The sequence below is a fragment of the Mesorhizobium argentiipisi (SeqCode) genome (assembly GCF_037179585.1).
GTDB lineage: Bacteria > Pseudomonadota > Alphaproteobacteria > Rhizobiales > Rhizobiaceae > Mesorhizobium > Mesorhizobium argentiipisi.
On record NZ_JAPYKO010000004.1, the window covers coordinates 183,403 to 207,870 of the forward strand.

31 protein-coding genes are annotated in these 24,468 nt (G+C 63.1%); 6 read left to right on the forward strand and 25 right to left on the reverse strand.

Translation table 11 applies throughout. The features are described from left to right. Positions 1–48 precede the first annotated feature (48 nt). The 3 genes from O7A05_RS08855 (at position 49) to O7A05_RS08865 (ending at position 4,127) form a co-directional block, all read left to right on the forward strand. Entirely contained in the window at positions 49–2,202 is a 2,154-nt protein-coding gene (locus tag O7A05_RS08855) for an indolepyruvate ferredoxin oxidoreductase subunit alpha (protein ID WP_337092609.1), read from the forward strand. Further along, positions 2,195–3,778, forward strand: coding sequence for an indolepyruvate oxidoreductase subunit beta family protein (locus O7A05_RS08860; protein WP_337092610.1), 1,584 nt, complete (start codon positions 2,195–2,197; stop codon positions 3,776–3,778). Before O7A05_RS08855 ends, O7A05_RS08860 begins: the two co-directional genes overlap by 8 nt. Before the next feature lie 82 nt (positions 3,779–3,860). Next, the gene (locus tag O7A05_RS08865; protein ID WP_337092611.1) at positions 3,861–4,127 is read left to right on the forward strand and encodes a GCG_CRPN prefix-to-repeats domain-containing protein; all 267 of its coding nucleotides are present in this window, start codon (positions 3,861–3,863) and stop codon (positions 4,125–4,127) included. A gap of 56 nt (positions 4,128–4,183) precedes the next feature. On the opposite strand, the gene O7A05_RS08870 is transcribed toward O7A05_RS08865, so the two are convergent. The 9 genes from O7A05_RS08870 to O7A05_RS08910 all read right to left on the reverse strand — a co-directional run bounded on the left by O7A05_RS08870 (position 4,184) and on the right by O7A05_RS08910 (position 10,169). Continuing rightward, complete coding sequence (locus tag O7A05_RS08870) at positions 4,184–5,422, reverse strand: DUF1501 domain-containing protein (RefSeq protein WP_337092612.1); 1,239 nt, start codon at positions 5,420–5,422, stop codon at positions 4,184–4,186. 34 nt (positions 5,423–5,456) lie between these two features. Further along, complete coding sequence (locus tag O7A05_RS08875) at positions 5,457–6,965, reverse strand: DUF1800 domain-containing protein (RefSeq protein ID WP_415926986.1); 1,509 nt, start codon at positions 6,963–6,965, stop codon at positions 5,457–5,459. Between the two features lie 51 nt (positions 6,966–7,016). Further along, positions 7,017–7,304, reverse strand: coding sequence for a GCG_CRPN prefix-to-repeats domain-containing protein (locus tag O7A05_RS08880; RefSeq protein WP_337092614.1), 288 nt, complete (start codon positions 7,302–7,304; stop codon positions 7,017–7,019). A 112-nt stretch (positions 7,305–7,416) separates the two neighbouring features. Continuing rightward, entirely contained in the window at positions 7,417–7,860 is a 444-nt protein-coding gene (locus tag O7A05_RS08885; RefSeq protein ID WP_337092615.1) for a periplasmic heavy metal sensor, read from the reverse strand. Then, on the reverse strand, positions 7,857–8,306 hold the full coding sequence (locus tag O7A05_RS08890; RefSeq protein ID WP_337092616.1) for a hypothetical protein: 450 nt from the start codon (positions 8,304–8,306) through the stop codon (positions 7,857–7,859). Before O7A05_RS08890 ends, O7A05_RS08885 begins: the two co-directional genes overlap by 4 nt. A 74-nt stretch (positions 8,307–8,380) precedes the next feature. Further along, positions 8,381–8,923, reverse strand: a complete 543-nt coding sequence (locus O7A05_RS08895) for an RNA polymerase sigma factor (protein ID WP_337092800.1) — start codon at positions 8,921–8,923, stop codon at positions 8,381–8,383. Between the two features lie 45 nt (positions 8,924–8,968). Then, positions 8,969–9,412, reverse strand: a complete 444-nt coding sequence (locus O7A05_RS08900) for an EF-hand domain-containing protein (RefSeq protein ID WP_337092617.1) — start codon at positions 9,410–9,412, stop codon at positions 8,969–8,971. 156 nt (positions 9,413–9,568) lie between these two features. Beyond that, positions 9,569–9,757: a YodC family protein gene (locus tag O7A05_RS08905; RefSeq protein ID WP_095766010.1), complete on the reverse strand. Its 189-nt coding sequence runs from the start codon at positions 9,755–9,757 to the stop codon at positions 9,569–9,571. 199 nt (positions 9,758–9,956) lie between these two features. Further along, the gene (locus tag O7A05_RS08910) at positions 9,957–10,169 is read right to left on the reverse strand and encodes a hypothetical protein (RefSeq protein WP_337092618.1); all 213 of its coding nucleotides are present in this window, start codon (positions 10,167–10,169) and stop codon (positions 9,957–9,959) included. Positions 10,170–10,731: 562 nt separating this feature from the next. Here O7A05_RS08910 and O7A05_RS08915 point away from each other — a divergent pair. The 3 genes from O7A05_RS08915 to O7A05_RS08925 all read left to right on the forward strand — a co-directional run bounded on the left by O7A05_RS08915 (position 10,732) and on the right by O7A05_RS08925 (position 12,687). Beyond that, entirely contained in the window at positions 10,732–11,940 is a 1,209-nt protein-coding gene (locus O7A05_RS08915) for a site-specific integrase (protein WP_337092619.1), read from the forward strand. Between the two features lie 31 nt (positions 11,941–11,971). Beyond that, positions 11,972–12,223: a hypothetical protein gene (locus tag O7A05_RS08920; RefSeq protein WP_337092620.1), complete on the forward strand. Its 252-nt coding sequence runs from the start codon at positions 11,972–11,974 to the stop codon at positions 12,221–12,223. Positions 12,224–12,399: 176 nt separating this feature from the next. After that, positions 12,400–12,687, forward strand: a complete 288-nt coding sequence (locus O7A05_RS08925) for a hypothetical protein (RefSeq protein ID WP_337092621.1) — start codon at positions 12,400–12,402, stop codon at positions 12,685–12,687. A 68-nt stretch (positions 12,688–12,755) separates the two neighbouring features. On the opposite strand, the gene O7A05_RS08930 is transcribed toward O7A05_RS08925, so the two are convergent. The 16 genes from O7A05_RS08930 to O7A05_RS09000 all read right to left on the reverse strand — a co-directional run bounded on the left by O7A05_RS08930 (position 12,756) and on the right by O7A05_RS09000 (position 24,459). Then, positions 12,756–13,079: a helix-turn-helix domain-containing protein gene (locus O7A05_RS08930; protein WP_337092622.1), complete on the reverse strand. Its 324-nt coding sequence runs from the start codon at positions 13,077–13,079 to the stop codon at positions 12,756–12,758. A gap of 887 nt (positions 13,080–13,966) precedes the next feature. Further along, positions 13,967–14,317: a DUF1515 family protein gene (locus tag O7A05_RS08935; RefSeq protein WP_337092623.1), complete on the reverse strand. Its 351-nt coding sequence runs from the start codon at positions 14,315–14,317 to the stop codon at positions 13,967–13,969. 4 nt (positions 14,318–14,321) lie between these two features. Beyond that, a complete protein-coding gene (gene lysC / locus O7A05_RS08940; protein WP_337092624.1) occupies positions 14,322–14,591 on the reverse strand; it encodes an Rz1-like lysis system protein LysC in 270 nt (89 codons plus the stop codon). Further along, a complete protein-coding gene (locus tag O7A05_RS08945; RefSeq protein WP_337092625.1) occupies positions 14,524–14,892 on the reverse strand; it encodes a hypothetical protein in 369 nt (122 codons plus the stop codon). Before O7A05_RS08945 ends, lysC begins: the two co-directional genes overlap by 68 nt. Before the next feature lie 106 nt (positions 14,893–14,998). Next, entirely contained in the window at positions 14,999–15,586 is a 588-nt protein-coding gene (locus tag O7A05_RS08950) for a glycoside hydrolase family protein (protein ID WP_463150752.1), read from the reverse strand. Then, positions 15,511–15,870: a DUF7940 domain-containing protein gene (locus tag O7A05_RS34590; protein WP_463150754.1), complete on the reverse strand. Its 360-nt coding sequence runs from the start codon at positions 15,868–15,870 to the stop codon at positions 15,511–15,513. The genes O7A05_RS08950 and O7A05_RS34590 overlap by 76 nt, the downstream gene beginning before the upstream one ends. Beyond that, the gene (locus O7A05_RS08955) at positions 15,867–17,147 is read right to left on the reverse strand and encodes a contractile injection system protein, VgrG/Pvc8 family (protein WP_337092627.1); all 1,281 of its coding nucleotides are present in this window, start codon (positions 17,145–17,147) and stop codon (positions 15,867–15,869) included. Before O7A05_RS08955 ends, O7A05_RS34590 begins: the two co-directional genes overlap by 4 nt. A gap of 2 nt (positions 17,148–17,149) precedes the next feature. Next, positions 17,150–17,362 (reverse strand): tail protein X, encoded by a 213-nt coding sequence (locus tag O7A05_RS08960; protein ID WP_292291152.1) that lies wholly within the window; start codon positions 17,360–17,362, stop codon positions 17,150–17,152. A 65-nt stretch (positions 17,363–17,427) separates the two neighbouring features. Then, on the reverse strand, positions 17,428–17,826 hold the full coding sequence (locus O7A05_RS08965) for a phage tail protein (RefSeq protein ID WP_337092629.1): 399 nt from the start codon (positions 17,824–17,826) through the stop codon (positions 17,428–17,430). Positions 17,827–17,829: 3 nt separating this feature from the next. Then, complete coding sequence (locus tag O7A05_RS08970) at positions 17,830–19,713, reverse strand: phage tail tape measure protein (protein ID WP_337092630.1); 1,884 nt, start codon at positions 19,711–19,713, stop codon at positions 17,830–17,832. After that, entirely contained in the window at positions 19,714–19,833 is a 120-nt protein-coding gene (locus tag O7A05_RS08975; RefSeq protein ID WP_292541842.1) for a GpE family phage tail protein, read from the reverse strand. 23 nt (positions 19,834–19,856) lie between these two features. Then, positions 19,857–20,132 carry a phage tail assembly protein gene (locus O7A05_RS08980; RefSeq protein ID WP_292291162.1) on the reverse strand — a complete coding sequence of 92 codons (276 nt, stop codon included), beginning with the start codon at positions 20,130–20,132 and terminating at the stop codon, positions 19,857–19,859. A 12-nt stretch (positions 20,133–20,144) separates the two neighbouring features. After that, the gene (locus tag O7A05_RS08985) at positions 20,145–20,657 is read right to left on the reverse strand and encodes a phage major tail tube protein (RefSeq protein WP_337092631.1); all 513 of its coding nucleotides are present in this window, start codon (positions 20,655–20,657) and stop codon (positions 20,145–20,147) included. Beyond that, positions 20,654–22,051 carry a phage tail sheath subtilisin-like domain-containing protein gene (locus O7A05_RS08990; RefSeq protein ID WP_337092632.1) on the reverse strand — a complete coding sequence of 466 codons (1,398 nt, stop codon included), beginning with the start codon at positions 22,049–22,051 and terminating at the stop codon, positions 20,654–20,656. The genes O7A05_RS08985 and O7A05_RS08990 overlap by 4 nt, the downstream gene beginning before the upstream one ends. 90 nt (positions 22,052–22,141) lie before the next feature. Beyond that, entirely contained in the window at positions 22,142–22,768 is a 627-nt protein-coding gene (locus tag O7A05_RS08995; protein WP_337092633.1) for a DUF4376 domain-containing protein, read from the reverse strand. Positions 22,769–23,541: 773 nt separating this feature from the next. Next, entirely contained in the window at positions 23,542–24,459 is a 918-nt protein-coding gene (locus tag O7A05_RS09000) for a hypothetical protein (protein WP_337092634.1), read from the reverse strand. Positions 24,460–24,468: the final 9 nt, after the last annotated feature.

Consider the following 24,468-nt stretch of genomic DNA (forward strand, 5'->3'; position numbering starts at 1 on the left):
GTTGACATACGCGCCGCCTGATTTTTGCGGCAACGGAAGGAGGCAGAGATGGCCGAACGGTCTTTTGCCAAGGAAGTCGAAAAGCTGAGGCTTGGCGCCGGCGAGGAATTCGCCGGCGAGGGCATCCTCGCCATCACCAAGGCGCTGCTGCAGTGCGGTGTCGGCTATGTCGGCGGCTATCAGGGCGCGCCGATCAGCCATCTGATGGACGTGCTGGCCGATGCGCAGGATATTTTGGGCGAACTCGGCGTGCATTTCGAGGCAAGCGCCTCGGAAGCGACAGCCACCGCCATGCTCGCCGCCTCCGTGCATTATCCGATCCGCGGTGCCGCCACCTTCAAGTCGACGGTCGGCACCAACGTCGCTTCCGATGCGCTGGCCAATCTGGCGTCCGGCGGCGTCACCGGCGGCGCGCTGATCATCGTCGGTGAGGACTATGGCGAGGGCTCCTCCATCATGCAGGAGCGCAGCCACGCCTTCGCCATGAAGAGCCAGGTCTGGCTGCTCGACCCGCGCCCGAACCTGCCCTCGATCGTCAAGGCGGTCGAGGACGGCTTCGAGCTGTCGGAGGTGTCCAACACGCCGGTGATGCTGCAGGTGCGCATCCGCTGCTGCCACGTCCACGGCCACTTCACCGCCAAGGATAACAAGCGCCCGCCAATGTCTGTCGCCGATGCGCTGTCTGCGCCGCGCCGCGACACCGGCCGCATCGTGCTGCCGCCCGCTTCCTTCCTGCATGAGAAGGAGAAGGTCGCCAAGCGCTGGCCGGCGGCGGTGGATTTCATCAAGAGCCGCAAGATCAACGAGATGTTCGGGCCGGACCACGGCTCGGTCGGCATCGTCATGCAGGGCGGCATGTATAATTCGGTCATCCGCGCGCTGCAGCGGCTCGGCCTTGCCGACACCTATGGCGACACCGACGTGCCGCTTTATGTGCTGAACGCCGTCTACCCGCTGGTCGACGACGAGTTCCTCGCCTTCTGCGAAGGCAAGCAGGCGGTGCTGGTCGTCGAGGAAGGCCAGCCCAATTATATCGAGCAGGCCTTTGCCGCGATGCTGCACAAGGCCGGCCGCGGCACGAAGCTGGTCGGCAAGGAGCATCTGCCGATGGCCGGCGAATATACCGGGCAGGTCATGCTCGACGGCATCGGCTCCTTCCTGCGCGCCAACGCTCCGCATCTCCTGCCGGGCGAAGTCCGCGCGCCGAACAAGCTGGGCGAAGGAGTCGACACGGCCGATCTCATCAATGTCGTTCCCGGACGTCCGCCGGGCTTCTGCATCGGCTGCCCGGAGCGGCCGATCTTCGCGGCGACGAAGCTGGTCGAGCAGGAGCTCGGCAAGCACCACATCGCCTCCGATATCGGCTGCCATCTGTTCTCGATCATGCCGCCCTTCGAGCTCGGCGCCACCACCATGGGCTATGGGCTGGGGCCGGCCTCGGCCTCCGCCTTCAACTCGCCCGAGGCCAAACGCCGCTCGATCTCCTTCGTCGGTGATGGCGGCTTCTGGCACAACGGCCTGACCTCCTCGATCGGCAACGCCGTCTTCAACAAAAATGACGGCGTCATCGTCATTGTCGACAATTTCTACTCGGCCGCCACCGGCGGCCAGGACATCCTGTCCTCACGCGCCAACAACCGGACCAAGTCGACCAAGCATCCGATCGACGAAGCGGTGAAGGGCATGGGCGTCAAATGGCTGCGCCACATCGACCGCACCTATGATGTCGGCAAGATGCAAGCCGCGCTGCGCGACGCGCTGACGACCGAGGAGAAGGGGCCGAAGGTCATCGTCGCCTCGTCCGAATGCATGCTCAACCGCCAGCGCCGCGAGAAGCCGCCGGTCGACAAGGCGATCAAAGGCGGCGACCGCGTGGTGAAGCCGAAATTCGGCGTCGACGAGGATATCTGCACGGGCGACCACGCCTGCATGCGGCTCTCCGGCTGCCCGTCGCTGTCGGTTAAGTCGCTCGATGATCCGCTGCGCGACGATCCGGTCGCCGCGATCGACCAGAATTGCGTCGGCTGCGGCAATTGCGGCGAGGTGGCCGATGCGGCCGTGCTCTGCCCGTCCTTCTACCGCGCCGATGTCGTCCACAACCCCGGCCGCTGGGATCGTTTCCTGGAAAGCGCGCGCCGCGCCATGATCGGCCTGTTGCAGCGCCGCCGCGAGAGCCGCCGCTTGATGTTCGCCGATGCTTGACCAGGCTTCTCCCCTGCGCCCGAAACCGGGCGCCCCAGACGACGAGCGGGTGATAAAACTCGCCGTGCTCGCGGTCGGCGGCCAGGGCGGCGGCGTGCTTGCCGACTGGATCACCGATGTCGCCGAGCGCAACGGCTACATCGCGCAATCGACCTCCGTGGCCGGCGTCGCGCAGCGCACCGGCGCCACGATCTATTACATCGAGATGGCCCGCGACACCGGCCGGCTGCCGGTATTCGCGCTGTCGCCCTCGCAGGGTGACGTCGACATATTGATCGCGGCCGAACTGATGGAGGCCGGCCGCGCCATCATCCGCGGTTTCGTTACGCCTGAGCGCACGACGCTGATTACGTCCTCGCACCGCATCGCCGCCGTCTCGGAAAAGATCGAGCCGGGCGACGGCCGCGCCTCGTCGGAAAAAGTGCATGCGACGGCGCAAGCCGCGGCCAAGCGCTTCATTGCGTTCGACATGGAAAAGATCGCCGCCGACAACGGCTCCATGATCTCGGCCAGCCTGCTCGGGGCGCTGGCCGGTTCGGACGCGCTGCCCTTCAGGCGCGAAAGCTATGAGCAGGCGATCGGCGCCGGCGGCCGCGGCGTGAAAGCCAGCCTCGCCGCGTTCGGCGCCGCCTGTGACCGCGCGCGCGGGATCGCGGCCGCGCCGACGGGCGAGCAGGCAGCGAAGCCTGCTGTGGCCGAACCCAGGTCGGGGGCGAAGGTCAGCGGACCGGAAACCTTGCTGAAAGGCTGGCAGGAGCTTGCCGCCCGCGTCGCGGCGTTGCCGGAACCGTCGCGCGACATGGCCGAGCGCGGGCTGAAGAAGGTGGTCGATTATCAGGACATCGCCTATGGCGGCGAATATCTCGACCGGCTGGACAAGGCCGTCGCGCTCGACAATGCGGAGCGCGGCTACACGCTGTCGATCGCCGCGGCAAAGCACCTCGCCAACGCAATGTGCTACGACGACATGATCCGCGTCGCGGATTTGAAGACACGCTCGGCGCGCGACAAGCGTGTGCGCAAGGAGGTCGGCGTCAAGGAAGGCTCGGTCCTGCAGGTCACCGAATATTTCCATCCGCGCATCGAGGAGTTCTGCGGCACGCTGCCGGCGGGGCTCGGCAGCTACATCGAGAACCGCCCAAAGCTCGCCGCCTTCCTCGACCGCCGCATTAATCGCGGCCGACACATCCGCACCGACAGTTTCACCGGCTTCGCTATGCTGTGGTTCATCGGCGGCCTGCGCCGCTGGCGCCGCCGCCTGCTGCGCCACAGGGTCGAGGTCGAGCATCTCGAGCGCTGGTACGGCCTGGCGCTTAGCCATGCTCACGAAGACTACGCTTTGGCCACCGAAATCCTCAACTGTCGCCGGCTGATCAAGGGCTACAGCGACACCCATGCCCGCGCCCAGTCGAAATTCGACCGCGTGCTCTCGGCGCTCCTCATGCTCAAAGGGCGCGAAGACGCCGCCGACTGGATCCGCCGCCTGCGCGAAGCAGCGCTGAAGGACGAGAAAGGCGACATGCTGGACGGCGCGCTGAAGACCGTGGCGACGCTGGGCGAAGGCGTCGCCCGCTAACGAAGACGTGATCCATCGCGCTCCGACGGAATTCGGCCGTGTCCTCCGTTTCACGGAGGTAGGGACTTTACGGAGACAACGCATGTTCACAAAATACTTTCTGCCTCTCGCCATGACTGCCGGTACGTTGATGCTGTCCAGTGTCGGCTCGCAGGCTATGCCGATGGCCAAGCCCGATGCTGCGCCGCTGCCCATCGAAACCGTCGGCTGGCGCTGCGGTCCCGGCTGGCACGCGAGCCGTTGGGGTAATTGCGTGCCGAACGGCCGCCGGTTCATCCGGCCGGTGCGCCATTGGCATCCCGGCTTCTGGGCGCATCACCGCTGGCACCCCGGCTATTGGAGGTGGTGACCGCTTTCAGAAAAGCGTGGACGCCCGCGCCCGAAAACGGCGCGGGCGTATTTCGTTCAAACAACCAAGTCCCGCATCGGCTTCACCGCCGCCGACTCCGGAAACACCTTGTCGCCAAGCACCGCAGCGGAAAGCCCGAACTGGTCGGCAAGCAGCCCCTTCAGTACCGCGCGCACATCGCTGGTCGGCGCCAGGTCGCGGCCTTCGTAGAGCTGCGCCGGCTTCAGTCCTGGCCAGTCGGCGATGACGCGACCGCCCTTGATCGCGCCGCCGGCGAGCAGCACCACCGTGCCGGTGCCGTGATCGGTGCCGACAGTGCCGTTGATGCGCGCTGTGCGGCCGAACTCGGTGATGGCGACGACCGCCGTGTCCTTCCAGCGCGCGCGGAGCCCTTTCTCGAACTCCTCGAAGGCGCCGTCCAGGCCGCCGAGCAGATTGGCGAGCCGGCCGGTGGCGCCGCCTTCGTTGACATGCGTGTCCCAGCCGTCGAAGGCGAGTGCTGCAATGCGCGGCCCGTCATCGGCCGCCATCAGCCGCGCCGCGCCTTGCGCCGACTGACGCATGCCGGCGGCGTTGTCGAGGCCACCCTTAGGCTTCATCGTCTTGCCGTCGAGTTGGTCGCCCAGCGCCATGCGGTCGGCGTCGAGCCCTTTCTGTAGCGCGGCCGCCAACACAGGATCGCGATGGTTGTAGAGGTCGAGCACGCGCTCGGCCAAGGCGTCGCCGGGCGTCGGCAGCGCCTGAGGCGCCCAGCCGAGCACAGGGGCGGCACCGCGGATCACCAGCGGCGTCGAAGGCCCGACCGCCAGCCCGCCGAGCTTCGCCACGCGCTCGCCCGCCGGCAGGCTGGCCAACGCCCGGTTGAGCCAGCCGGTCGTGGCGTTGCCGGGGCCCGGCAGGCCGCTTTCCAGCACGTCCTGGCCGTCGAAATGCGAGCGGTCGCGGTAGCCGGTCGCCGCCGCATGCACGACCGCTGCCTGGCCCGCCTTGAACAGGCGCGCAAACACCGGCATCGCCGGATTGACGGCGAAGAAACCGTCAAGCGGCAATGCCGGGTTGGCGCCTGAGAGCGAAAGCGCGATATCGCCGTGCAGGCCGGCATAGTCTGGATCGCCGACCGGGCCGACCGTCGACAACCCGTCCAGCGCGCCGCGCAGCACGATGACGATCAGGCGCGGATCGCGATTGTCGGCAGCGCGCGCGAAGCGCGGCAGATAGGCCCAGGCAAACAGCGCGCCGCCGGTCATCAGCACCGCGCGGCGGGACAGGCTGGGGGTTTCGCAAAGAAGGCTCATGGCCGCATCTCCATCACTGTTACCGGCGCTGGAATTACCGTCGCTGGAATTCCGGCGCCATCAACAGCAGCGCCAGGCCCTGCTGCTTGGACTCCGCGCGCGAAATCGCCTGTCGTGTTTCGGCCGAGACGGACGTGCCGATCAGCGACGCCAGCATCTCGTCGGGATCGCCGATGTCGTCCGCCTGCTTCGCTGCCTGCCAGGCGATGTCCAGCCGCGTCTTGAGGCCCTCGGCGGAAGCCCATGCGTCCGTCCGATCGGAAAAGCCGTTCGGCCCCGGCGGTCGCCACAACGGTTCGCCGAGCACGCTCAGCCAGCGGAGCGATCGTTGCGGTTCCTTGCCGGCGGTGGCGCCGACCGCCCGGCGCAGCGCCACGACATAGTCCAAGGGCGAACGCAGCTTCGTGAGCGGCGTCGACCAGGTTTCGGGCATGTCGATCAGCGTCAACGCGATCGCTCGCAGGTCGCCATCGGTCTTGCTGAAAACCGTGCCCAGGCGAGCGACCGCCGCTTGGGGTGGATCGTCCGCGATGAAATGGCGGACAAGCTTGGTGGCGATGTGCCGCGCGGTGGCCGGATGGCGGGCAATGTCGTTGAGCGCCGCCTCCGCCTGGCCCATGCCGTCGTCAGGATAGGTCTTGCCGAGCAGCACGGCCTGGCCCGGCTGATGCGCATTGGCGTTGAAGACGAAGCTTCCTGGCTCGCCCAACCGCCCCTCGCGCCCGGCCATCGTCCAGCCGGTCAGCATGGCGGCGAAACTGGTGACATCGGCCTGGGTATAGCCGCTGCCGACGCCCAGCGTGTGCAGCTCCAGGATCTCGCGGGCGAGATTCTCGTTGAGGCCGCGTCCGCGCCGCTTGCCGGCGGGGGAATCGGGGCCGATGGACTGCCGGTTGTCGAGATAAAACAGCATGGCCGGATGGTGCTCGACGGCCAGAAGCATATCGGCGAAGCGGCCGAGCACGAAGGGCCGGATCGCCTCGCGTTCGAAGGCCCCGGCGCAGGCCCGCACGACCGGCGCCTTGGCGACGGAAACGCAAAAATGGTTCGACCAAAAGCTGACCAGGCGCTCCGCGAAGCCGGGCGCCGCAGTGAGCGCCTTGTCGAACCGGGCCTGCGCCTCGTCGCGATAGATATCGGCTTCGACACGCGGCACCGCGGATTTGGCTTTTGTCACCGCCGGGCCGGCTGGATCATCCGCTGCCATCGGCTGCATGACGGCGGCCGCCCTCTCGGCCCGCGCCGCCTTGCGCTCCATGGCTGCCGCCATGCTGGCCTGTATCGCCGCGGTGCTGTCCAGCAGCCCGGCATTCCCTGGGTCGTCGGGGGAAATGAGCGCGATGTCCTGCTGCTTGAGCTCGGCCTTGAGATAGTCGCGCGGATCGGCGGCGATCTTTCCGAAATCGTCTCCGGGTTTTGCGCCAAGGCCGAAGCGGTGGAGCGCCACCAACGCCGGATCAGGCGACACGGACTTTGAAACCGGTGTAGCCAACGAAGCCTCCGTCCGAGCCCGGCGCAGATCGCGCCGGGCGACATGTTGCATGATCGCAAGAGCGCTCACGACGCCGGCCGCAGCACCGGCGTCAGCATGTCATCACCAGCGGCGCCAGTGGTGCCAGCGGTGATAAGGATGCCAGGCCGGGCCGATATAGACGCGCGGCCCGCCCCAGTAATAATAACCGGGATAGACCACGCGGCGGTTGGGGACGCAGCGGCCCCAATAGTTGGGATGCCAGCCCGGGCCACAGCCCCAGGCGACATGCTCGATAAGCGCCGGCGAGGGTGCAACCGCTGCGATCGGCATCGCCGAAGCGGCGCTTGCGGCGGCCGTTCCGCCGATGGCGAGCGCGGCTGCGAGCGAATATTTCGGCAGACTGTCCATCGGATACTCCCGAGAGTTTCGAGGTTGAAGAGAACCTGCCCGCCGCCGAAGGTGGTCACAGGCCTGTCCCTCTTTCCCTTGAATGGAGCGCGGTCGCCCTTTCCGTCGCCGCCTATGGCAATTTTTTTGCAGGCGGCGGCTGTCGGCCGGCGCGTCGCAACAAGCCATCCGCCAGCAGCCGGCGGTCCTCCGGCGAGCCCGATGCGGCAAATTCGATGATGCGCTGTTCCAGCCTGGTGCGAACGGCAAGATCGGCATTGCGCGCGCGCTCCAGGGCGGCGGCAAGCGCATTGGTGTCGAGAGCCGGCTGTTGCAGAAGGTTCGCCGCCTCGCGCCGCGCGGCCTGTCCGTCGAGGATCACGTCCCGCGACTCCCGGCGCACCTCGCGCAACGCCTGGCGGAAGACCTTGCGGTCGGCGGCCGGCAACCTGCCGCCGGCTGATTCCAGCGAATAGCCCGAATTGGACTTGCCGATCAGCCAGCCCGCTCCGCCCGCAAGCGCGCCGATCAGAAAGACGTTGAGCACCAGGGATGCCGCGACAAGACGGGGGTTCATAGATCCTCCTCGGTTTGATCGGCATCGGGTCCAGCGTCGCCGAAAGACGTCGCATTGGCGTCCATCACATAATGATCGGGCTGTATATCCGGGCTGACGACGGTCACCAGCGCCAGCCCTGCCACGGCGCCGGCCAGGCCAACACCCGCTAGCCCGAAGCCCAGCCACCAGACCCGTCGGCGGCGCTCCTGCCTGACCTCGGTCGCGGCGCGGGCGACGATCGTGCGATGCAGTGTCGGGCTGGGTGCCGCGACCCGATGCCGGTCGAGCATGGCGTCGAGCTTGCCGGCGCGCGCCAAGATGGCTCGGCCTTGCTCGGTTTCGGCAAACAGCATCGCTGCGGCCTGATCGGCCGGCGGCCAGCGGTGCAAGGCGCTGCCATAGGCATCCGCCAGCGCGGCGAAGCGCTTGGCATCCATCGGCCCTTGCGTTCTCTTCTCAGCCATCCCGTTCCCCCTTCCGCCGTTCCGACGTGGCCCCCCACGTCCTTCTCCGCGAAGCCGGCAATGCCTTTGCTGTCTCAGTCATCGCCATCGTCTCCAACGAGCATCGCCTGCAAAGCGCGGCGGCCCCGCGCGAGCAGGCTTTCCAGCGCATCGACGCTGACCTGCATGGCGCCGGCGGCCTCGATGTTGGACAGCTCCTGATAATACACCAGCACGATCGCCTCGCGCTGGCGGGGCGCGATGCGCTGCAGCGCCTTGTTGACTTTGAGCTCTTCGTCGCCCGGCATGGCATCGGGAAGCGGCGCCTCGTCCGCCACCTCCGTCAGCTCGTCCGTCGTCCATTCGCGCCGGCGCCGCAGCCGGTCGTAGCAGAGGTTCAGCGCCACCCGGTGGATCCAGGTGTCGAAGCGTGCGTGCCCCTGGCGCCAGCCCGAGGCGTGGCGCCAGATGCGCACGAAAGTCTCCTGGGCGACGTCCTCGGCCTCCGCCGGGTCGCCGAGCATCCTTGTGGCCAGGGCCAGGATACGCTGCAGCTTGCGCGCCACCATCGCTTGCACGGCGGCAGGGTCGCCGGCGCCGATGCGGCGTACCAGTTCCTCGTCCGGATCGGCGCCCATCAACAGGGGCGCTCCCATGTGTCATTGCGCGGCATAGCCTCTTGGTCATTGCTCCTGCTTGGGAGCGGATTTGTGGCCCGGCCGCTCGTCGGCGCTGAGCACGCCGTCGCTGTCCTTGTCGAGCCTGGCGAAGCGCTTGGCGAGGAAGGCGTCGAGCTCGCCCTTGTCGACGAAGCCGTCCTTGTTGGTGTCCATGCGCGCGAAGGATTTGGCCGGATCGGCCTTGGCTTTGCGCGCGGTCTGGAAAGCGGTCCATTCGGCGAGGCTGACCTTGCCGTCATCGTCGGCGTCGGCCCGCATGAACGCCCTTTCCCGGCGCGCCTCGAACTTTTCCAGAGTGAGGCCGGATTTGGTTTGGTCAGACTTGGCGGCCGGAGCCGAGGTGCTCGGCGCCGTCTGGGCCGGGGCAGGGGCCGGCGCCGTTGTCTGGGCAACCGTGGCAGCGGTCTGCAGGCCAAGGGCAACGACGAATAGGGTGGGGCGGATCATGCTCTCGTCTCCGGTTGGACGCGGCCATTGGCGGCCGCGCTTCAGCCATTGAACGCGAGGCAGAGCAAAATCCGTCGGTCCTTTTTCGACCGGACGACAAACCCACCGGATCCGACGCAGCCGGATCGAAGGATTCCTGAGGGCAGAAGGCGACGACTATCTCGGCTGGTCGACCGCCACCAGCTGGTCCTGTTTGAAGCCTGCATGTTGCGGCGTCCAGACATCGCCCTCGCGGTTGAACCAGTGGCACAGATACGTGCCGGAAGCCGCTCCGTCGCTGACGGTCATTTCCGGGCCTCCGGATTTCAGCCTGACGACGTCTCCGGTCTTGAAACTATTGGGCATTTCGACCTCCCATGCTGACAAAGGGAGTTTCCCACCAACGGCTACTCCCGACAATGGCCGAGAAGCGCCGATGACGTGGCGCAGGGCTGGGAAGGCATGAAATGATGCCGCTTGTGTGACACACCGGGCAGCAGGGAAGGCGTGGCCGGATCATGTCGGGGCTTTGGAGCCGAAGCGAGCGGTCTGATCGCTCCTTGGTTCAATCGGTGTCGCGCTGTGGGGCCGGCGGCGGTGCCGATTGGCTGTCTTCTCCGGCCGGGCGGACGGTCATGGACCTTTCATCCGGCCACAAAGCTTGGGCCTTCATCACCGCTGCCAAAAGATTGTCGGCTTCAACGCTTCCGATTTCAGTTAGAAGCGGGCTGTTGCCCTCTGCTCCGAAATCGACGTGGTAGACCGTCCAACTCCTCATGGCGTTTCCGACAAATTATGTCTCGGCACGGGCACGCAGATGGAAGCCCGGCTCGCTTTTGTGGTTAGGATTTTGAGGTCCGCAAGCCGGGCAGGCACCGACCGATAGGGCGGGGGGCTTGGGGTTATCAGCCGGTGCGATCGCGAGACTGTCTGATTTGCCTGCAACCCCACAATCGACCGAGGTCCGTCCCGCCGAGCGCATTGGTCCGAAAGTAGAAAAGATATAGCCCCTTATTCCGTTGGGGCAGATTGCCTCCGCCGGCGATCTTTTATCGCCTGCCCCACTGCCTATGGCTCGCGGGCAGACCGCTCACCGCCCGGCCTCCGGTAACTGTTTGGTTCTCGTGGAGAAATTTTGGTGCCGCTTGCGTGACTCGAACACGCGACCCCATCATTACGAAACAGCTTTCCGGCTCTTCCAGGCGTTATTAGCACCGCGCAAACCGTATTAATCGCGCGGTTTGCTCTTCGCATCCTTTGTCATCAAAGCGCGTCCGTTCGCTGAAATTTGATGGCAATATGTTGGCAGACGTTGACACGTCGCAAACGCGCCACTATTCATGACGCATATCGATAGTTTGCGGTTTGTCAACAAGGTGAGGGTCAGCATGGCGGGTGATAAGAGCGGGCCGGCCGCCTCGGGCGAGCCAGGCACAGCATGGAACGACCCGAAGGTGCCAGGTCTTCGCCTCCGCTACCTGGCGACCAAGTCGGTCTATTACCTATCCTACCGGAACAAGGTCGGAAAGCAGCGGGCGTATAAGATTGGTGATTCCCGTTTCGTCACGCTCACGGAAGCCCGGACCCAGGCGAAAGACGTTCTGGCTCGAGTGGCCAGGGGCGAAGACCCCGCCGGGGAGAAGGCCGAGCTTGAGGCGCGGCCGACGATGGCCGAGCTTCGCGACAAGCATCTGGAATATTCCGAGGGCCGCAACAAAGCAGGCTATCGGAAAGACAATGAGGGGTTTTGGAATAACCATATCCTGCCGCATTTCGGGCCAGGCAAGGCCGTGGCGGACGTGACCGACGCCGAGGTCGAGGCGCTGCACTTCAAAATGCGGAAGACGCCGAGCGCGGCGAACCGCGTTGCCGCCCTGCTTTCCAAGGCCTTCAACCTGTCCGAAAAATGGGGCTGGCGCCCGCGCAAATCTAACCCGGTTCATGTTGAGCGCTACAAAGAGCACAAGCGCAAGAGGGTTCCCCAGGCCGACGAAGCGTTCCGCTTGCTACAGGCTATCAATGACCTATGGGAACCAAACCCGTTCTTTGCGGGGCTGGTCGAGCTTCTGTGTTTCACCGGCGCTCGCCGGAACGAAATCCAAGCGTCAAAACGCGAGTGGATCAAGGCGGACGGCCTGCACCTTCCGGACTCCAAAACCGGCGAGAAAATCGTGCCGCTGTCCGCTCTGGCCCGCGAGGTCATCGCGAAGATTCCCGAGGTGAAGGGGAACCCGTACTTGATCCCTGGCCGTCACGGTCACGGGCACCTCGTCAACGTAACGAAGCCGTGGAAAGCGCTTATGAAAGCCGCCGGCATCACGGAAAAGCTTGTGCCCCACGACCTTCGCCGGTTCTTTGCCTCGGCCGGTCTTTCCGCCGGTTTGGAGCTTTCCCAGGTTGGCGGCCTACTCGGCCATATGGATACGCAAACGACCAAGCGCTATGCCTACCTTCTCACCGGCGCGGCTCAACAGTTGGCGAACACGGCGGCGGAATCGGTCAAAGAGATCATGACCGGCGGCGGCAAGGTTGCGGTATTGCGGCGTTGAATGGACGATATGCAAAATGTATACTGAGCCTATGGAAAACAGCGCCGACGATAAACGCGAATTCGCAATGCTCTTCGAGAAATCGGGGCTGGAACAGAAACAGCTTGCCGGGCTTCTCGGCAAGACGACCGTGCAAGTCAATCGCTGGCTTACGGACCGCGCGGACAGTGGTGCCGCGCCCTTCTATGCGATCAATTTTTTGCGGGCCTATCTGATGCTTCCGCCCTCGGCTCGTGCCCATCTGCCGGCGCGAGTGATCGCTTACCCCAAGAAAGCGGCGTAGGCTCCGTTAGGGGGCCGTCCAAGAGTGAATCCGAGCCCGCTTCATTCGGGCTTTCCCCTAGGAATCAGTCCAAAAGCTAATTGACTCGTTTCTGACTCGCCTGAAGCGGCGTTTGGAACCTCTCTCGGTACGCGCACGTTTTCCTTCTAGGATTATTATCTCAAGGAGGTAGTTCGATGAATATCAAGATGCTCACAATGGGCGCCCTTGCGCTCGCAATGATGAGTGGTGCAGCAATGGCTGGGTCCAGTACAGGTACGTCCGCGCTCGATGATCCGGCCAAGATGTCGCCGTTCTTCACTGACGCCGGAATGAAGACACTGAAGTCGGAAACCGATTTCAAAACGGCATGGATGGCGATGAAGCCTGATGAACGAACTGCGGTGCTGAAAGACTGCGGTGATGCCACGCTCAACAAGGCGCACGCCGATTTCTGCGCTATGGCCAAGAAGACGGGGGGCTAACTCGTTCTCTGGCCGATACCAGACGAAGGCGGACCATGTGTCCGCCTTTCTTATGCGCCGCGTCAAGCCTATGGCCCCCGTGGCGGCTTTGTCCGCCGCTGCCGGATTCTATTGTTGTTGGCACCACAAGCATCATCATTCGGGCCTCCAGAGCCTTCCAGGGAGGGGCTACCGTTGGTAAAGATAATTCCCGCATCCTCCAGAGCCCGCCGAATAGCGGCGACATTAGCTGGTCTCAGTTCCCTAATCCCGTTTTCAAATTCGCCGATGGTCATTTCACTAAGACTGGCCTTGGCACCAAGCCGCACGCGTGACCAGTTCAACAGAGCTCGTGCGGCTCTTAATTGTTCCGGAGAAAGTTGGCCCCTTGGCCGTCCATAAGGTTGGAACATTCAACTTCCCTAAAATGTTCCGGCTAAGGGTGGGAGTGCCGCGCCGCCGGGCGCGACGACCGGATGCTGCAATTTGCAAATCATGTGATGACGCCGGAGATGCGCAAGGGTGTCGATGAAAGCCCGTCGGCCTCTAATCTCTCCGTGTGGCGGGCTTTTTCGTGTTTTCGCAGATTACAGACCCGATGGTGAATTGATTGACCTGCTCTTCTGGATCAGATCCAGCTTATCCGAATAGCCAAGTCGTATCTTGGTCTTGCAGGCTTCGCACTTAAAGCTGCTGACGGATTTGAACCAGGAACCATTCTTGACAATTTGATGGCCGCACGCCGGACACTCGAACGTTAAGGCGACGTCGCGAAACTCATTGGATATGGGCACCTGCCCCGCCTAATCTGTCCCCAATGGATGCCCGCCATGGAGGCGGCAGCGGACATCCATGAACTGACGATAGGGATCATTGCTCGCCAGTCAACTAACGAGGCAGGTCGAGGATATGTTTCCCGCGATGGGACCATTGCGCCGGACAGTCAGACGTCAGTCGCAGCGGCTATTTGATTCGTCGCTGACACATTTGAGTGTATCAATTCCACGTCGCCGGCGCCTTGTACGGCAAACGGGTGCTCGGAAGCGAACTCAGGTGCTCCCGCCCAATAAACGCGGGAGGACCCATGGCCCGATCTCATGGACGCGATTCCACTTCTGCCTTCGATTGCGAAACCATTCGGGAAGTCCTCAAAAAGTGGGTCATCGAAGAGAACGTCCCGATGTCAATGGTGCGACCAAGCCTTGGTGCTGATCCGTTCCATGAGCGACATCCAAGATGTTGACGATTTTGCGGAAATAGCAGGCAGCGCTTAGCTTAGACATCTCAGCCAGACGGCAGGCTAAGCCGAGCGCAACACGCGCATGATGGCTTCCCACCAATAGATAACGAAGGCCATAGCGGTGCCGCCTATGGCGGTGCCGGCGATCCCAGACACGAATAGCGCTCCGATGCCGCGTTGCTTCCATTGCTTCACCTCGTCGGTGATCGCCTTGGAGTCCTTTACGTCGGCCTTCATGGTGGCCACCTCGGCGCGAAGGTCGCCGACCTCGCCCACCATCGTGTCAAGGCGCCAGTGCACGGTTGCGCGGTGCGTGGCGGCTTGATCGTCCGCCTGCGCTATCGCCTTCTCTATCCCCTCAAGCTTGCCAAGCAATATGCCAAGGGTGCGCTCTACCCCGTCTTGCGACATCGCCCTACGGCTCCCCGTTCCATTTTCGCGTGCCGTCCACCTGGGCGGTGCACACCTTGAGCGCGGATTCGTTGACGTCGCCGCGCGCGACGAAATCTTCCGTCTTCGCCGGGCCGCCGGCCTTGCGCCAGGCGGGCGGAACCGGGGCGATCAGGTCCGCCGGCACCTTCTCTTTGACGTAAACCGTTTGGACGACGACTTGCGGCTTAGTGGTCGTACATCCGACGCAAATCGTCAGGAACAGTAGTATCGAGGTAAGAGCGAACGGTTTCATTGTTGCCTTTCAGGTCGGCCCGAGCCGTGGTTTTTTCCGTCAATGCGGTGTTCGCGGCGGCGAGCTTCTGTATGAGTTCCGCCGAGATCCTGTCGTTGAGCGCGTCTTGCTTCTGCATGCGGTCTATGGTGTCCGCGCTCACCTTGTTGGCGTCCACCGCCTTGTCGAGATTCGCTTGCACACGGGCGGTTTCCGCCTTGGCCGCGATGGCGTCGCCTCGATACCAAGCGGCGGCGCCGAAGAGCGCCAGGAAGGCGAACGACACCAAGACGGCGAACGCGAGTTTGATCTTGGCAATCATGACAGCCACCAAATCAGGAAGACCGCGATCACGGCTAAGGACGCGGCGCCCACGATGCGAAGCACACGGTCGATGATGGGGGCGAGAACGGCGCCGAGGTTTTCCATTAGTTCGGCCTCACGGGCAGGCCGGTGGCCGGCATCGACTCGCAAAGCTCGGCCTCGCCGATGCGCGTCGCGTCCCCGTTCTTGCGGCGGTTGTCCAAGCCCTGCACGAATTGGCCGCCGGACTTGTTGAAGGCGGTTTGCGCCTCACATGCCGCGTAATAGTTGCGAGCGCGCGCGAACCTGGCGGCGCTCGACCCGCAAATGCCGGTGTGCTTCTCGGTCGAGCCCGGACCCACGTTATAGGCGCCGGAAATCATGGAAGCCTGAAGCGAAACCGGCAGGCTATCGAAGCCGGCAATGCAGCGCGTCAGCGGCTTGTAATAATCTTCAACGAGCCGCTTTATCAGGATGTCGTAGCACTCTTCCTTCGTGAAGCGCATGCCGGCGGTGACGGGCTTGCCGTTGATGAGCGTATCGCCATGGCAGATATCCCACCGCTTCGAAAAGCGGTCCCAATGCGAGGAAAGCACAAGGCCTTCCCACGGAATGATATTTGCGTCGACCGCGAGCCTTACCGCCGCCGGGATCGGCTCTTCGCCGGGCGCGGAAACCATGTACCGGCCGCCGACCAGAGACGCCACGGCCATGACTGCCGCGATTGCGTTGCGCGCGCGCGCGCTCGCCCTGCTTTTCGCCATTGCTTTCGTGCTCCTGAAATCTTCTGTTGAGGGATGAGGCGGGCCACACCGGCGGCCAGCGAAAGCGCCGCCATGATTGAGGCGAACGCGGGTGTGGAAATCGGCACGTAACCGTAGAGGAACGGCCAGGCCTGTTCGGCGGCGTAGAGCACAACGGACAGCAAGGCGAAGCCGTTGAGTCGGATAGCCCAAGAGTGCCGGGCGATCTTGCGCCAGTTATCGACGAGCCTCATTGCGCGGCCCGGTCGCTCGGGACATCGATAATGAAGCCATCGGTCGGCGCCGTGGGCTCAACGGGCTCGGCCGGCGCGTCCGGGTCAATCTTGTCGTCGTCCGTGGGCTTGGTTTTCTTGACGCCGGCCGGAACGTCTTTCTGCTTTTCGGCGAATAGCTCGGCGTCAATCGAGGTCGTGTAACCCTCGCCGGACCCATAGCGGTGCGTCGCGGTCTTGATCCGCCATTCCGCCGGAATGTAGGGCCGGAAGCTGGACAGAATAAGCTTTGCCTCGGCCTGCACGGTCGGGTCGCCGCCGATGTCACAAGAGAACGAAGCCTTGCCGCGAGCGCTCTTGTTCTTGTAGGCGTCCGCCGCCGCCTGGGCCTCGGCTTCATTGTGATAGCTGTAGCGGAGGTCGTGGTAAGGCTCTTGCCCGGACGTGGACTCCTTCGTCTCGCCGGTGCGAATGTCCGTCCAGTAGGCCCGGACGCCGCCCTTATCGCCTTCGCCGCTGTCTTCGTCATCCGGCAGGTCGATGATGGACTCGCCTTCGGTTTGCCCGCTGGCGGTGTCCCCGGCATCCCCTGCAGCGCCTTGCGCCGAGGTGCCGCCGCCGCCTTCGTCCAGGCCGCCGGCCTCGCCCGCTTCGTCTCGGGCTGAATACTTGAACGACCACTTGCTGCAATCGGCTTCGGTAAGCGTGACCGTGGGAAGCGATTCCCCGGTGACGCTTTTGCCGGTCCCGCGCTTCGCAACCGCGAGCTTGCCGGCCACGGGCCTGGCGACGCCGTCATGCATGCCCGCGAGCCGCGTCGCAAAGGACATGTCCGACTCGTTGCGCTGATCGATGTGGCGAATGACGATGCCAGACAGCGCCGGGTCAATCTTGGCCTCATAGCCGTTCCGGCCGGCGATTTCCTGCATGATCGCGCCGACCGTCTTCTGATGATAGCTTTCGGTCTTCGGGGTGCGGAACGACTTCGGCATCTTCGCCGAGCGGCCGGTTACGCGAAGTGTCCGGGGCGGTGAAGACACTTCCAAATCGTCAATGAGGTACGGCCCGAATTCGGTCGCCTGGCCCTCGCGGTAGCCGAGGGTTACGGTGATGGTGGACCCGATGAGCGGCAGCGCGGCCACGGCGCCGTCGCTCCACCTGGCGCGGTCGTCAAGCTCGATTGTCACGCGGTCCGACTTGTCTTCGGCTTCGTCATGGCACTCGACCGAGAGAAGCCGGTCGGCCAGGCCACCGGTGATGTCAGCGCCATCGGAAGAGAAGGAAGCAAACGGGGTCATAGCTAACCCCAAATCCGAATGATCGGGGTAGTCTGCGGGCGCGGAAGGTCCGGCAGCTTGACGATGGTTCCCGCCGGCAGAACCGGCCCGAGCTTCGCCAAGCCTTGGTTCGCGTCATACACCCGTTCGACGGCAAGCGGCTGTTGGCCCTTCTCATAGAAGCGCCAGCAAATTTCATCGACCATGTCGCCATCGCTGGCGCGGTAAATGTTCATCTGCCACCTGTTTGCAATTAGCAAACACCATAGCCGACCCGGCAACCGCGCCGAACCCAGGATAATTAGAAAAGGCCGCCGTCCGCGCCGTAGCTCTTAAGACCAAGGTTAAATTCTTGCTTTCGAGGCGCGCCGTTATCCCAAAAGATGGTTTGCGTTTCGCCCACGTTTTCGATGTAGAAGAGCCCGAAGATTCGCCCGAGGCCGGAAACCAGCATTTGCGGCGCCCCGGTCTTGCCAACGGCGCGCATGGCCTCGACCTGGCCCCATCCGCCCCGGAAGTGCGGGTAAATGGTCCCGCTCAAGGTGAACGTGGTCTGACCTGGCCCGATGAACTGCGCTGCGGGCTCGCGCCCGATGCGCTCTTGTGCAGCCCATCGGAATTCATCGCCCCGCTCAAGCGATTGGTAGGCCGCCGTTGAGAGGCTGAAACGGAACGGCCCGAGGCCCATCATTGTAGACATCGATCAATCCGAAAGGCTCGATTGCAGATTTGCTTGGTGCTTGGCTTGCGCGGCGCCGATGGCCCGCGTGACCATCAATTGCGCCTCGCCTGGCGTCATGCCCTGCACGTTCACGGTGATGCCGCCCACGTTGAGCGGCGCATTGATCTGTTGCGGCTCATGGGCAATGAGCGGTTCCGCTATCTGTATGCTTGCCGCCTTGACGGTGCCGGCGTCGACTTCGTCCGCCTTCATGGGCGAGCCCTGCTTAGTCACCTCGCTCAACGGCTTCATGAGGTCGCGAATGGTGGCGGACAGCGAACCCATGTCCGCCGGTTTCGCGCCCGACACGAAGCCAGGCGAGGGCGGCGGGGGCGTTTCCACCTTCGGCGGCACAAGAGCGCCCACGGCGGCCCCAGCGCGCGCTGCAGGGGCGTTCGGACCCTCGGGCAGCTTGGCGGTGTTTATGTCAATGCCGAGCTTGGTTTTGATGACATCGGGAAGCCAGCCGACGAGGTCATTGACGGCGCCTTTCAGCCAGGCCACCACGTCCGCCCACTTCGATTTAAGGCCGTCCCAAATGGATTGCACCATGGCGACGCCGGCATCGTACAGCTTGCCCGCAATCCCTTGGATATAGGCCACCGCCGAGGCGAACAGGCCTTTGACGTAATCCCAAAAGTCGCCGAACCACTTCGCGATTTTATCCCAGTTCTGATAGATCAAGTACGCGGCGGCGGCGATGGCGGCCACGGCCGCAAGTATCCAGCCCACGGGCGTCGCCATGATGGTGATACCCAGGGTGACGAACGCGGCTGTAACCGCCGTCAATGCGGTGATGAGAGGGGCCGCCGTCCAAGCCCCGAGCACTAGCAGCGTGGCGTTCATAGGCCCGCCCACGAAGTCCACAACGGGTTTGATGGCGTTTAGGAATGACGTTACGCCCTCGGCCATGCCGGCCATTTTCTGCCGGATCTCCGAAGCGGGATTCATGAGGTCACGAAGCACTTTGGCGAACGCGCCTACCCATTCCGTGATTGACTGCCGGACAAGGCCGGCGTTGGCGTCAAACCATTTCGTGGTCGCTTCGATAACCTCATTGAGCACCGGCAGAAGCTGGACCCCGATAAACAGCTTCAGGCCTTCGAAACGGATCAAGAGGGCGTCAAGATTGTCGCCGAATTCATCGGCGGCAGCGGCGGCCCGCGCGCTCATGACGCTACCCGTAAGCCGGGCCTGATGCCTCATTTCGGCCAGGCCTGCCGAACCATCGGACAGCATCTTGACCAAGTCGACGCCAGACTTGCCGAAAAGCTTGAACGCCAGGGCGTTGCGGCGAAGCGGGTCTTTGATCTTTGCTAGCGCGGTGAAGGTGTCATTAAGCACGGCCTCGGTTGACCGCATTTTGCCCTTGGTATCCTTCAAGGGTACGCCTAGGGCGCCGAAGCTCTTCGCCATCTGCTTATTGCCCTTGACGGCTTCCGAGGCGTTGATTCCGAGCTTCTGAATACCCTTGGTGAGGGTTTCATTTTCAATGCCGCTCATTTTCGCGGCGAACCGGTATTCCTGTAAGGCCTCGACCCCGATGCCGAGTTTGAACGAGGCTTCGCCTATCTCGCTGCCGAGGTCCGACGCACTCTTCGCCAAGGCGAAGGCGCCAGCAACGGCACCCGAGGCGCCGAGGCCGAGAAGGGCCACGAATGAAGACAGGCGGGCGGTCGTCCGCGTCAATCCGTTCCCGAGCCCTATAATGCTCTTGCCGAGGCGGTTGACGGATGCGCCGATGCGGTCAAAGCCTAGCCGGGTGCCGAGCGCGGAGAGGCGCGCCGAAATACGCTTTAGCGGCCCGGTGATGCGGTCGATCAGCGATAGCTTTACGGTGGCTTCCGCCGTGGGCTTTCCGGCCATTTACGTTTTCGCTTTGCCAGCGCGAGCGGCGGCGAGGCCCCGCCACATCGCGAGTTCCGAAAGGTCTAGTTCCCAAAGTTCGGACGGCGGCCAGTGAAAGATCACGGCGATATCCGCCATGAGGTTAGAGACGGATTCGAGCGTTAGGCCGCCCGCTTCCGCCTCCCCATAAAACCCTCAATGATCTTGCCGAGCGCGTCGATATCCTCGGCGTCCAGTTCATCGAACGCCTCGGGCGGCCAGCCGGCGAGGCGGCAAATGATGAACGCGGTTTTGTCCAGGTCCGAATCGTGCCGTTCCATGTCCCGAATGTCTTTGCCCTTGATGCGGCGCAAGACGGCTTCGGTGACTTCGCGGCCTTCAATGGTGATGGCTTCCACCAAGGGGTGCCGCTTTTGCTTGCGAATATCGGTCGTCATTGTCATGCATCCTTAGAGGCCGATTGCGGCTCGCTGAGTGGCAAGCTGGTCGACGCCGCCAATCTTCCGAACCATGTTGATGATGTCTATTTCCACGTACTCGACGTCGACCTGGCGATACCGGAAGTAATCGAGTTCATAGGTAAGCGTTTTGGTGGACTTGCCGCCGGGCTTCCACTCGCTGAATTCGGTTTCGGTCAGCATGCCGCGCATGTTGACGACCACGGCCTCGGCGGCGGCGCCTTGCCGCTGCACGGCACCGCGAGCAACCAAGGCGATGCCATCCACGCCGATAAGGCTGATGATGGCGGGGTCGTAATCGGAAAGGGTGATGGACGCGGTAAGCGCTTCCATACCCAATTCCAATTTCTTCGGGGCATCCATGCCGCCGGCCCGGTGATCCTCGGTCGTGAGGGCAATCTTGGGTAGCGTGATGCTGTCACAGCGGCCGGCGTAGCTGTTGCCGTCAAAGTACAGGTTGAACGCCTTAAGCTGGCGCGGCAGCGCGAAAGTGGGAGTGCTCATTGCACAAGATCCTCAAGGAAGTCGTTGACGATGCGCGACCGGAAAATGACGTGCTCGGCCGGGTAAGGCGGCGTGAATTCGATGTTGAACCACACCTTGCCTTCCGAAATGGACGCGGGCGAATTGAGGTCCGGGTCGGCGTAGCAACGGCCGCCGATAAGAGCGCCCATCGCAACAAGGCTGCGAATGTAGGCGTTCACGGACTCTTCAACGTCATCAATGTACGTCTTGGTGATGTTGCGATCCACGGCCCAAAGGTGAGCGCGAAGGATGGAGTCATTGATGATATCCGCCGTGCGAACCACGGACAGGAAAGCGAATTTCTGATCGCTGGACAGGGTGCGGTTGCCCCAAAGGCGGAAACCGTCTTCGCGGATGATGGTAGCGACGTTACCTTCGTTGAGAAGGTTTGCGCGGCTGTTCGCGTCACCCAGGGCGAAGTCGATAGCCCGGTCGGTGCCCACAATGCCGTTGATATTCTGGTTTGACGGCGACCACCAGAATCCGCGGTCATTATCGATCTTGGCGATGAGTCCAGCAACCGCCGAGGAAGCGGGTTCGCTGTTGACGTTGGCCCCGCGCGGAACCTTCACGCCAGGGTCGACCACGTAAACTCGTTTCGAGCCGAAGTCGTCGGCATAGGTGAGCGCGGCGGCGTCATTGGTGTTCGGGCCGTCCGCGATGATGACGGCCTTAAGCCGTTCCGCGATGCCGATAAGCTCGGCCACAACGGCGTTCGCGGTGGCGCCGAGCGTAACGGGCGAAGCGGCACCCGCGAGGCCGGCCGAGGCGGCGAACGAGAACGCCGGGGCCACGGTGTAGCGGCCGGCCTTGGTGATGGTGATCGCGGTGAGTTGGCCGCCGGCAACGGTAAAGGTGCCCTCGGCGCCCGAGCCGGTTCCGCCGGTGAAGGCCAGGGCGAACGTGCCATTGGCGCCGCCGTTGCCGGGGGTGATGGCGCCATGGCCGGAAATACCGACCGGACGCTCGCCGGTGAAGCCGGGGGCGATCAGGATACGCGGGGTGACGCCCACGGCCGATTGCGCCTCAAGGGCCTTGTAACAGCCCTCAAGCACGTTCGCGAGCGTTTCGCCATCGTTCGCGCCCACGTCAACGCGGCAAACCACGATGACGGCGCCAATCTGTTGCAGGATGAGGTCGACCGCGTTCGGCAGGGTGCCGAGTCGGGTCTTGCCGACCGAGGTGTCCAGCTTCGCGGCCTCGGCGCGGCTACCGGCGATCAGCACCGGCGTATTTAGCGGGAACGCCAGCGCGTCCGCGTCCGGGGCGGTGCCGACCACGAAAATGACCGAAGAGCGGACGGTGCGAATGGGGCGGGGGCCGTCATCGATTTCGATAATTTCGACGCCGTGCAGAAATTGAGTGCCAGCCATAATTGCGATCTCCGAATGTCAACGCTTTCATAGGCCAGCGTTGACGTTTCGCAAACGAAGGATGTTGCGTTTACCGCCGAGGTGGCGGCTTCACTGGCCTGGCCAACCCGCCTCGATGTCGACGGCGTCAAGAGCTTCGATGTCAGCCGCCGCCATAATATCCGCCGACAATGCCCTGGCGCGGCTGAAACAGGTTTGCACATGGCGGCCAACCGCGACGCCTATTACCTTCATGGTTGGCGCGTCCAGCGTTACCCAAACGCCCGGCTGAGCTTCCCAGTCGATGGCTTCCAAGGATGGGTCGTTCTGGAAAAGCGAAACCGCGCCGGTAATCTTGGCCTGGCTGTTCGCGTCCGTTCGAACTGGGGCGCCGTTGATGGCGATACCTCCCGTCTCAACGCTCCACCGCTTGTCAGCTAGCGCGGCGAGCTTGAGGGCGCGGACAGTTTCAAAAGGCAGATCGGTGACAAGGTACTTTACCGTAGCCGTGGTTTCCGTGACTTCCCATTGATCAATCGGCGCGACCGCGCACGCCTGCTTACCGGCATCAAAGGTCGGCGGTTCATCGATCAGTTTAAGCCCATAGCCGGCGGCGACGAGTTCGTCAGCCGTCAACCGACGAGCGGTTTCCGGCGTGTCACCTGTTAGCCAGCCAGGATGACCTAGTGTATACCCTAGTCCAGCCTCGTTAGTTACGAGGAAGATGTCGTTGCTCATAGTAATCCTTTCTTATGTAAAGTTCATGCCCATAAACACGGACTGGTTACTACCACTTAGAGTAACGGTCTCCGTGTATGAGCCAGGGGTGTTATACCCTAAGAGGGCTAGTGCAAAGCTGCGTCCACCGGTGGGTCCAAGAACGTATTGGTTTTCCGTAGCCAGTGACCACGTCCTAGTTGGGTTGCCACTCAGCAGAAGTGCCCATATGGTTGCACTGTCATTTGGCGCAGACAGAGTTGCAGAAGCAAACGTAGCAGTACCGGTAGCTTTCTGGGTCACAGGTATGCTGTTTCTGTACCTTGTAACTGCCCAAAACGCCATAATAGCATCTGCCACACCGCTCTGACCGTTACCACCACTAAGGCTCATAGTAACGCTACGAGTACCGGCTGAAACAGCCTTGTACCCCATACTACCCTTGTAGGTATTCGAGGTCGTGGCAACAGCAAGTGTGCCTGCCACGCCGTCCACCGTCATACTAGTAGGGGTCTGAGCCACTGGGCCGTACGCCAGCAGTGTAGCTACCAGAATACAATCCTCAGGTACTGTGACATTAGCCACAGTGAAGTCCTGATTACCTGGGTTCGGGAATAGAGTGTACCCTAGATACTGTATATACGGAGGAAACAACGGTTTCCATACACCGACGTCCTTTGCCCATCCCTGCTTAGGCAGCTTCCAGACCCCGCCGTCCTTGATATGGTTCCGGCCAGCATTGGCATTAAGCGCAGGCTTCCAGACGCCGGCATCTTTCACGTATGACGACATGATTACACCTGAAACCAGAGGTCGCCGTTCGCGCCGCCCGAGGGGGCGGCGGTGGAAATCGTGGTGACGCGGTAGGCCGCGTATCGAGTATCGAGCAAGGTCGCAACGTTGCCCATGTGCACGATTTCATAGGCTACGGCGCCCATTGACCAGCCGCCAACCTTCAGCTTGTTGTCGGTATCCAGGCCGAAGTTGACGGCATAGGCGCCGGTTCGGTTGAGCGAAATGAAAGCCGCCGCGCCAGTGGCAGGGTTAGGCGTGCCAATGGACAAGCCCGCCCCGGCGCCCGATCCATTCTGCCCGATTATCCCCGCCGTTCCTGGTGCGATGGATTGCGGACCCGTGAAGGCGTTTCCGCCCGCGAGATTCGCTTTGGTTGCAAGCGCGGCCGCTATTTCGGACAGCGTGTCGAAGGCGGCGGACACACCGCCGAGTACAACGTCGACAGCCGCTTTGACGAACCCGGTTGTCGCAACTTGAGTCGTGTTCGTGCCTGGAGCCGCCGTGGGCGCCGTGGGCACGCCTGTTAGAGCAGGGCTCGCAAGCGGCGCCTTGAGGCCGACCGAGGTCAGAATTTGCGTGATTATGTCCGGGTTATTCTGTAGCGCCGCCGCCAGTTCTGCGATGGTGTCCAAGGCCGCCGGTGCGGCTCCGATGAAGTCTGCAAAGTTCGCTCGCACCCATTGCGTGGTTGCGATGCGGGTAGAGTTGTCGGTGCTGCCCGGAGTCGGGGCCGTAGGCGCCCCGGAAAGCGCTGCGTTGAGCAATGGGGCCTTCTGCACCAAGGCGGTGAGAATGGCCGCGACGTCCACATCTACGGCCTGAAGCGCGGCAATCAACCGACTCACGTCATGAGAGAGGTTGTTACCGCCGCTCGGCAGCGGATAGTTCCGGTTCGGGGTTGCGGTGTCGATGGTCATTGGTCAACC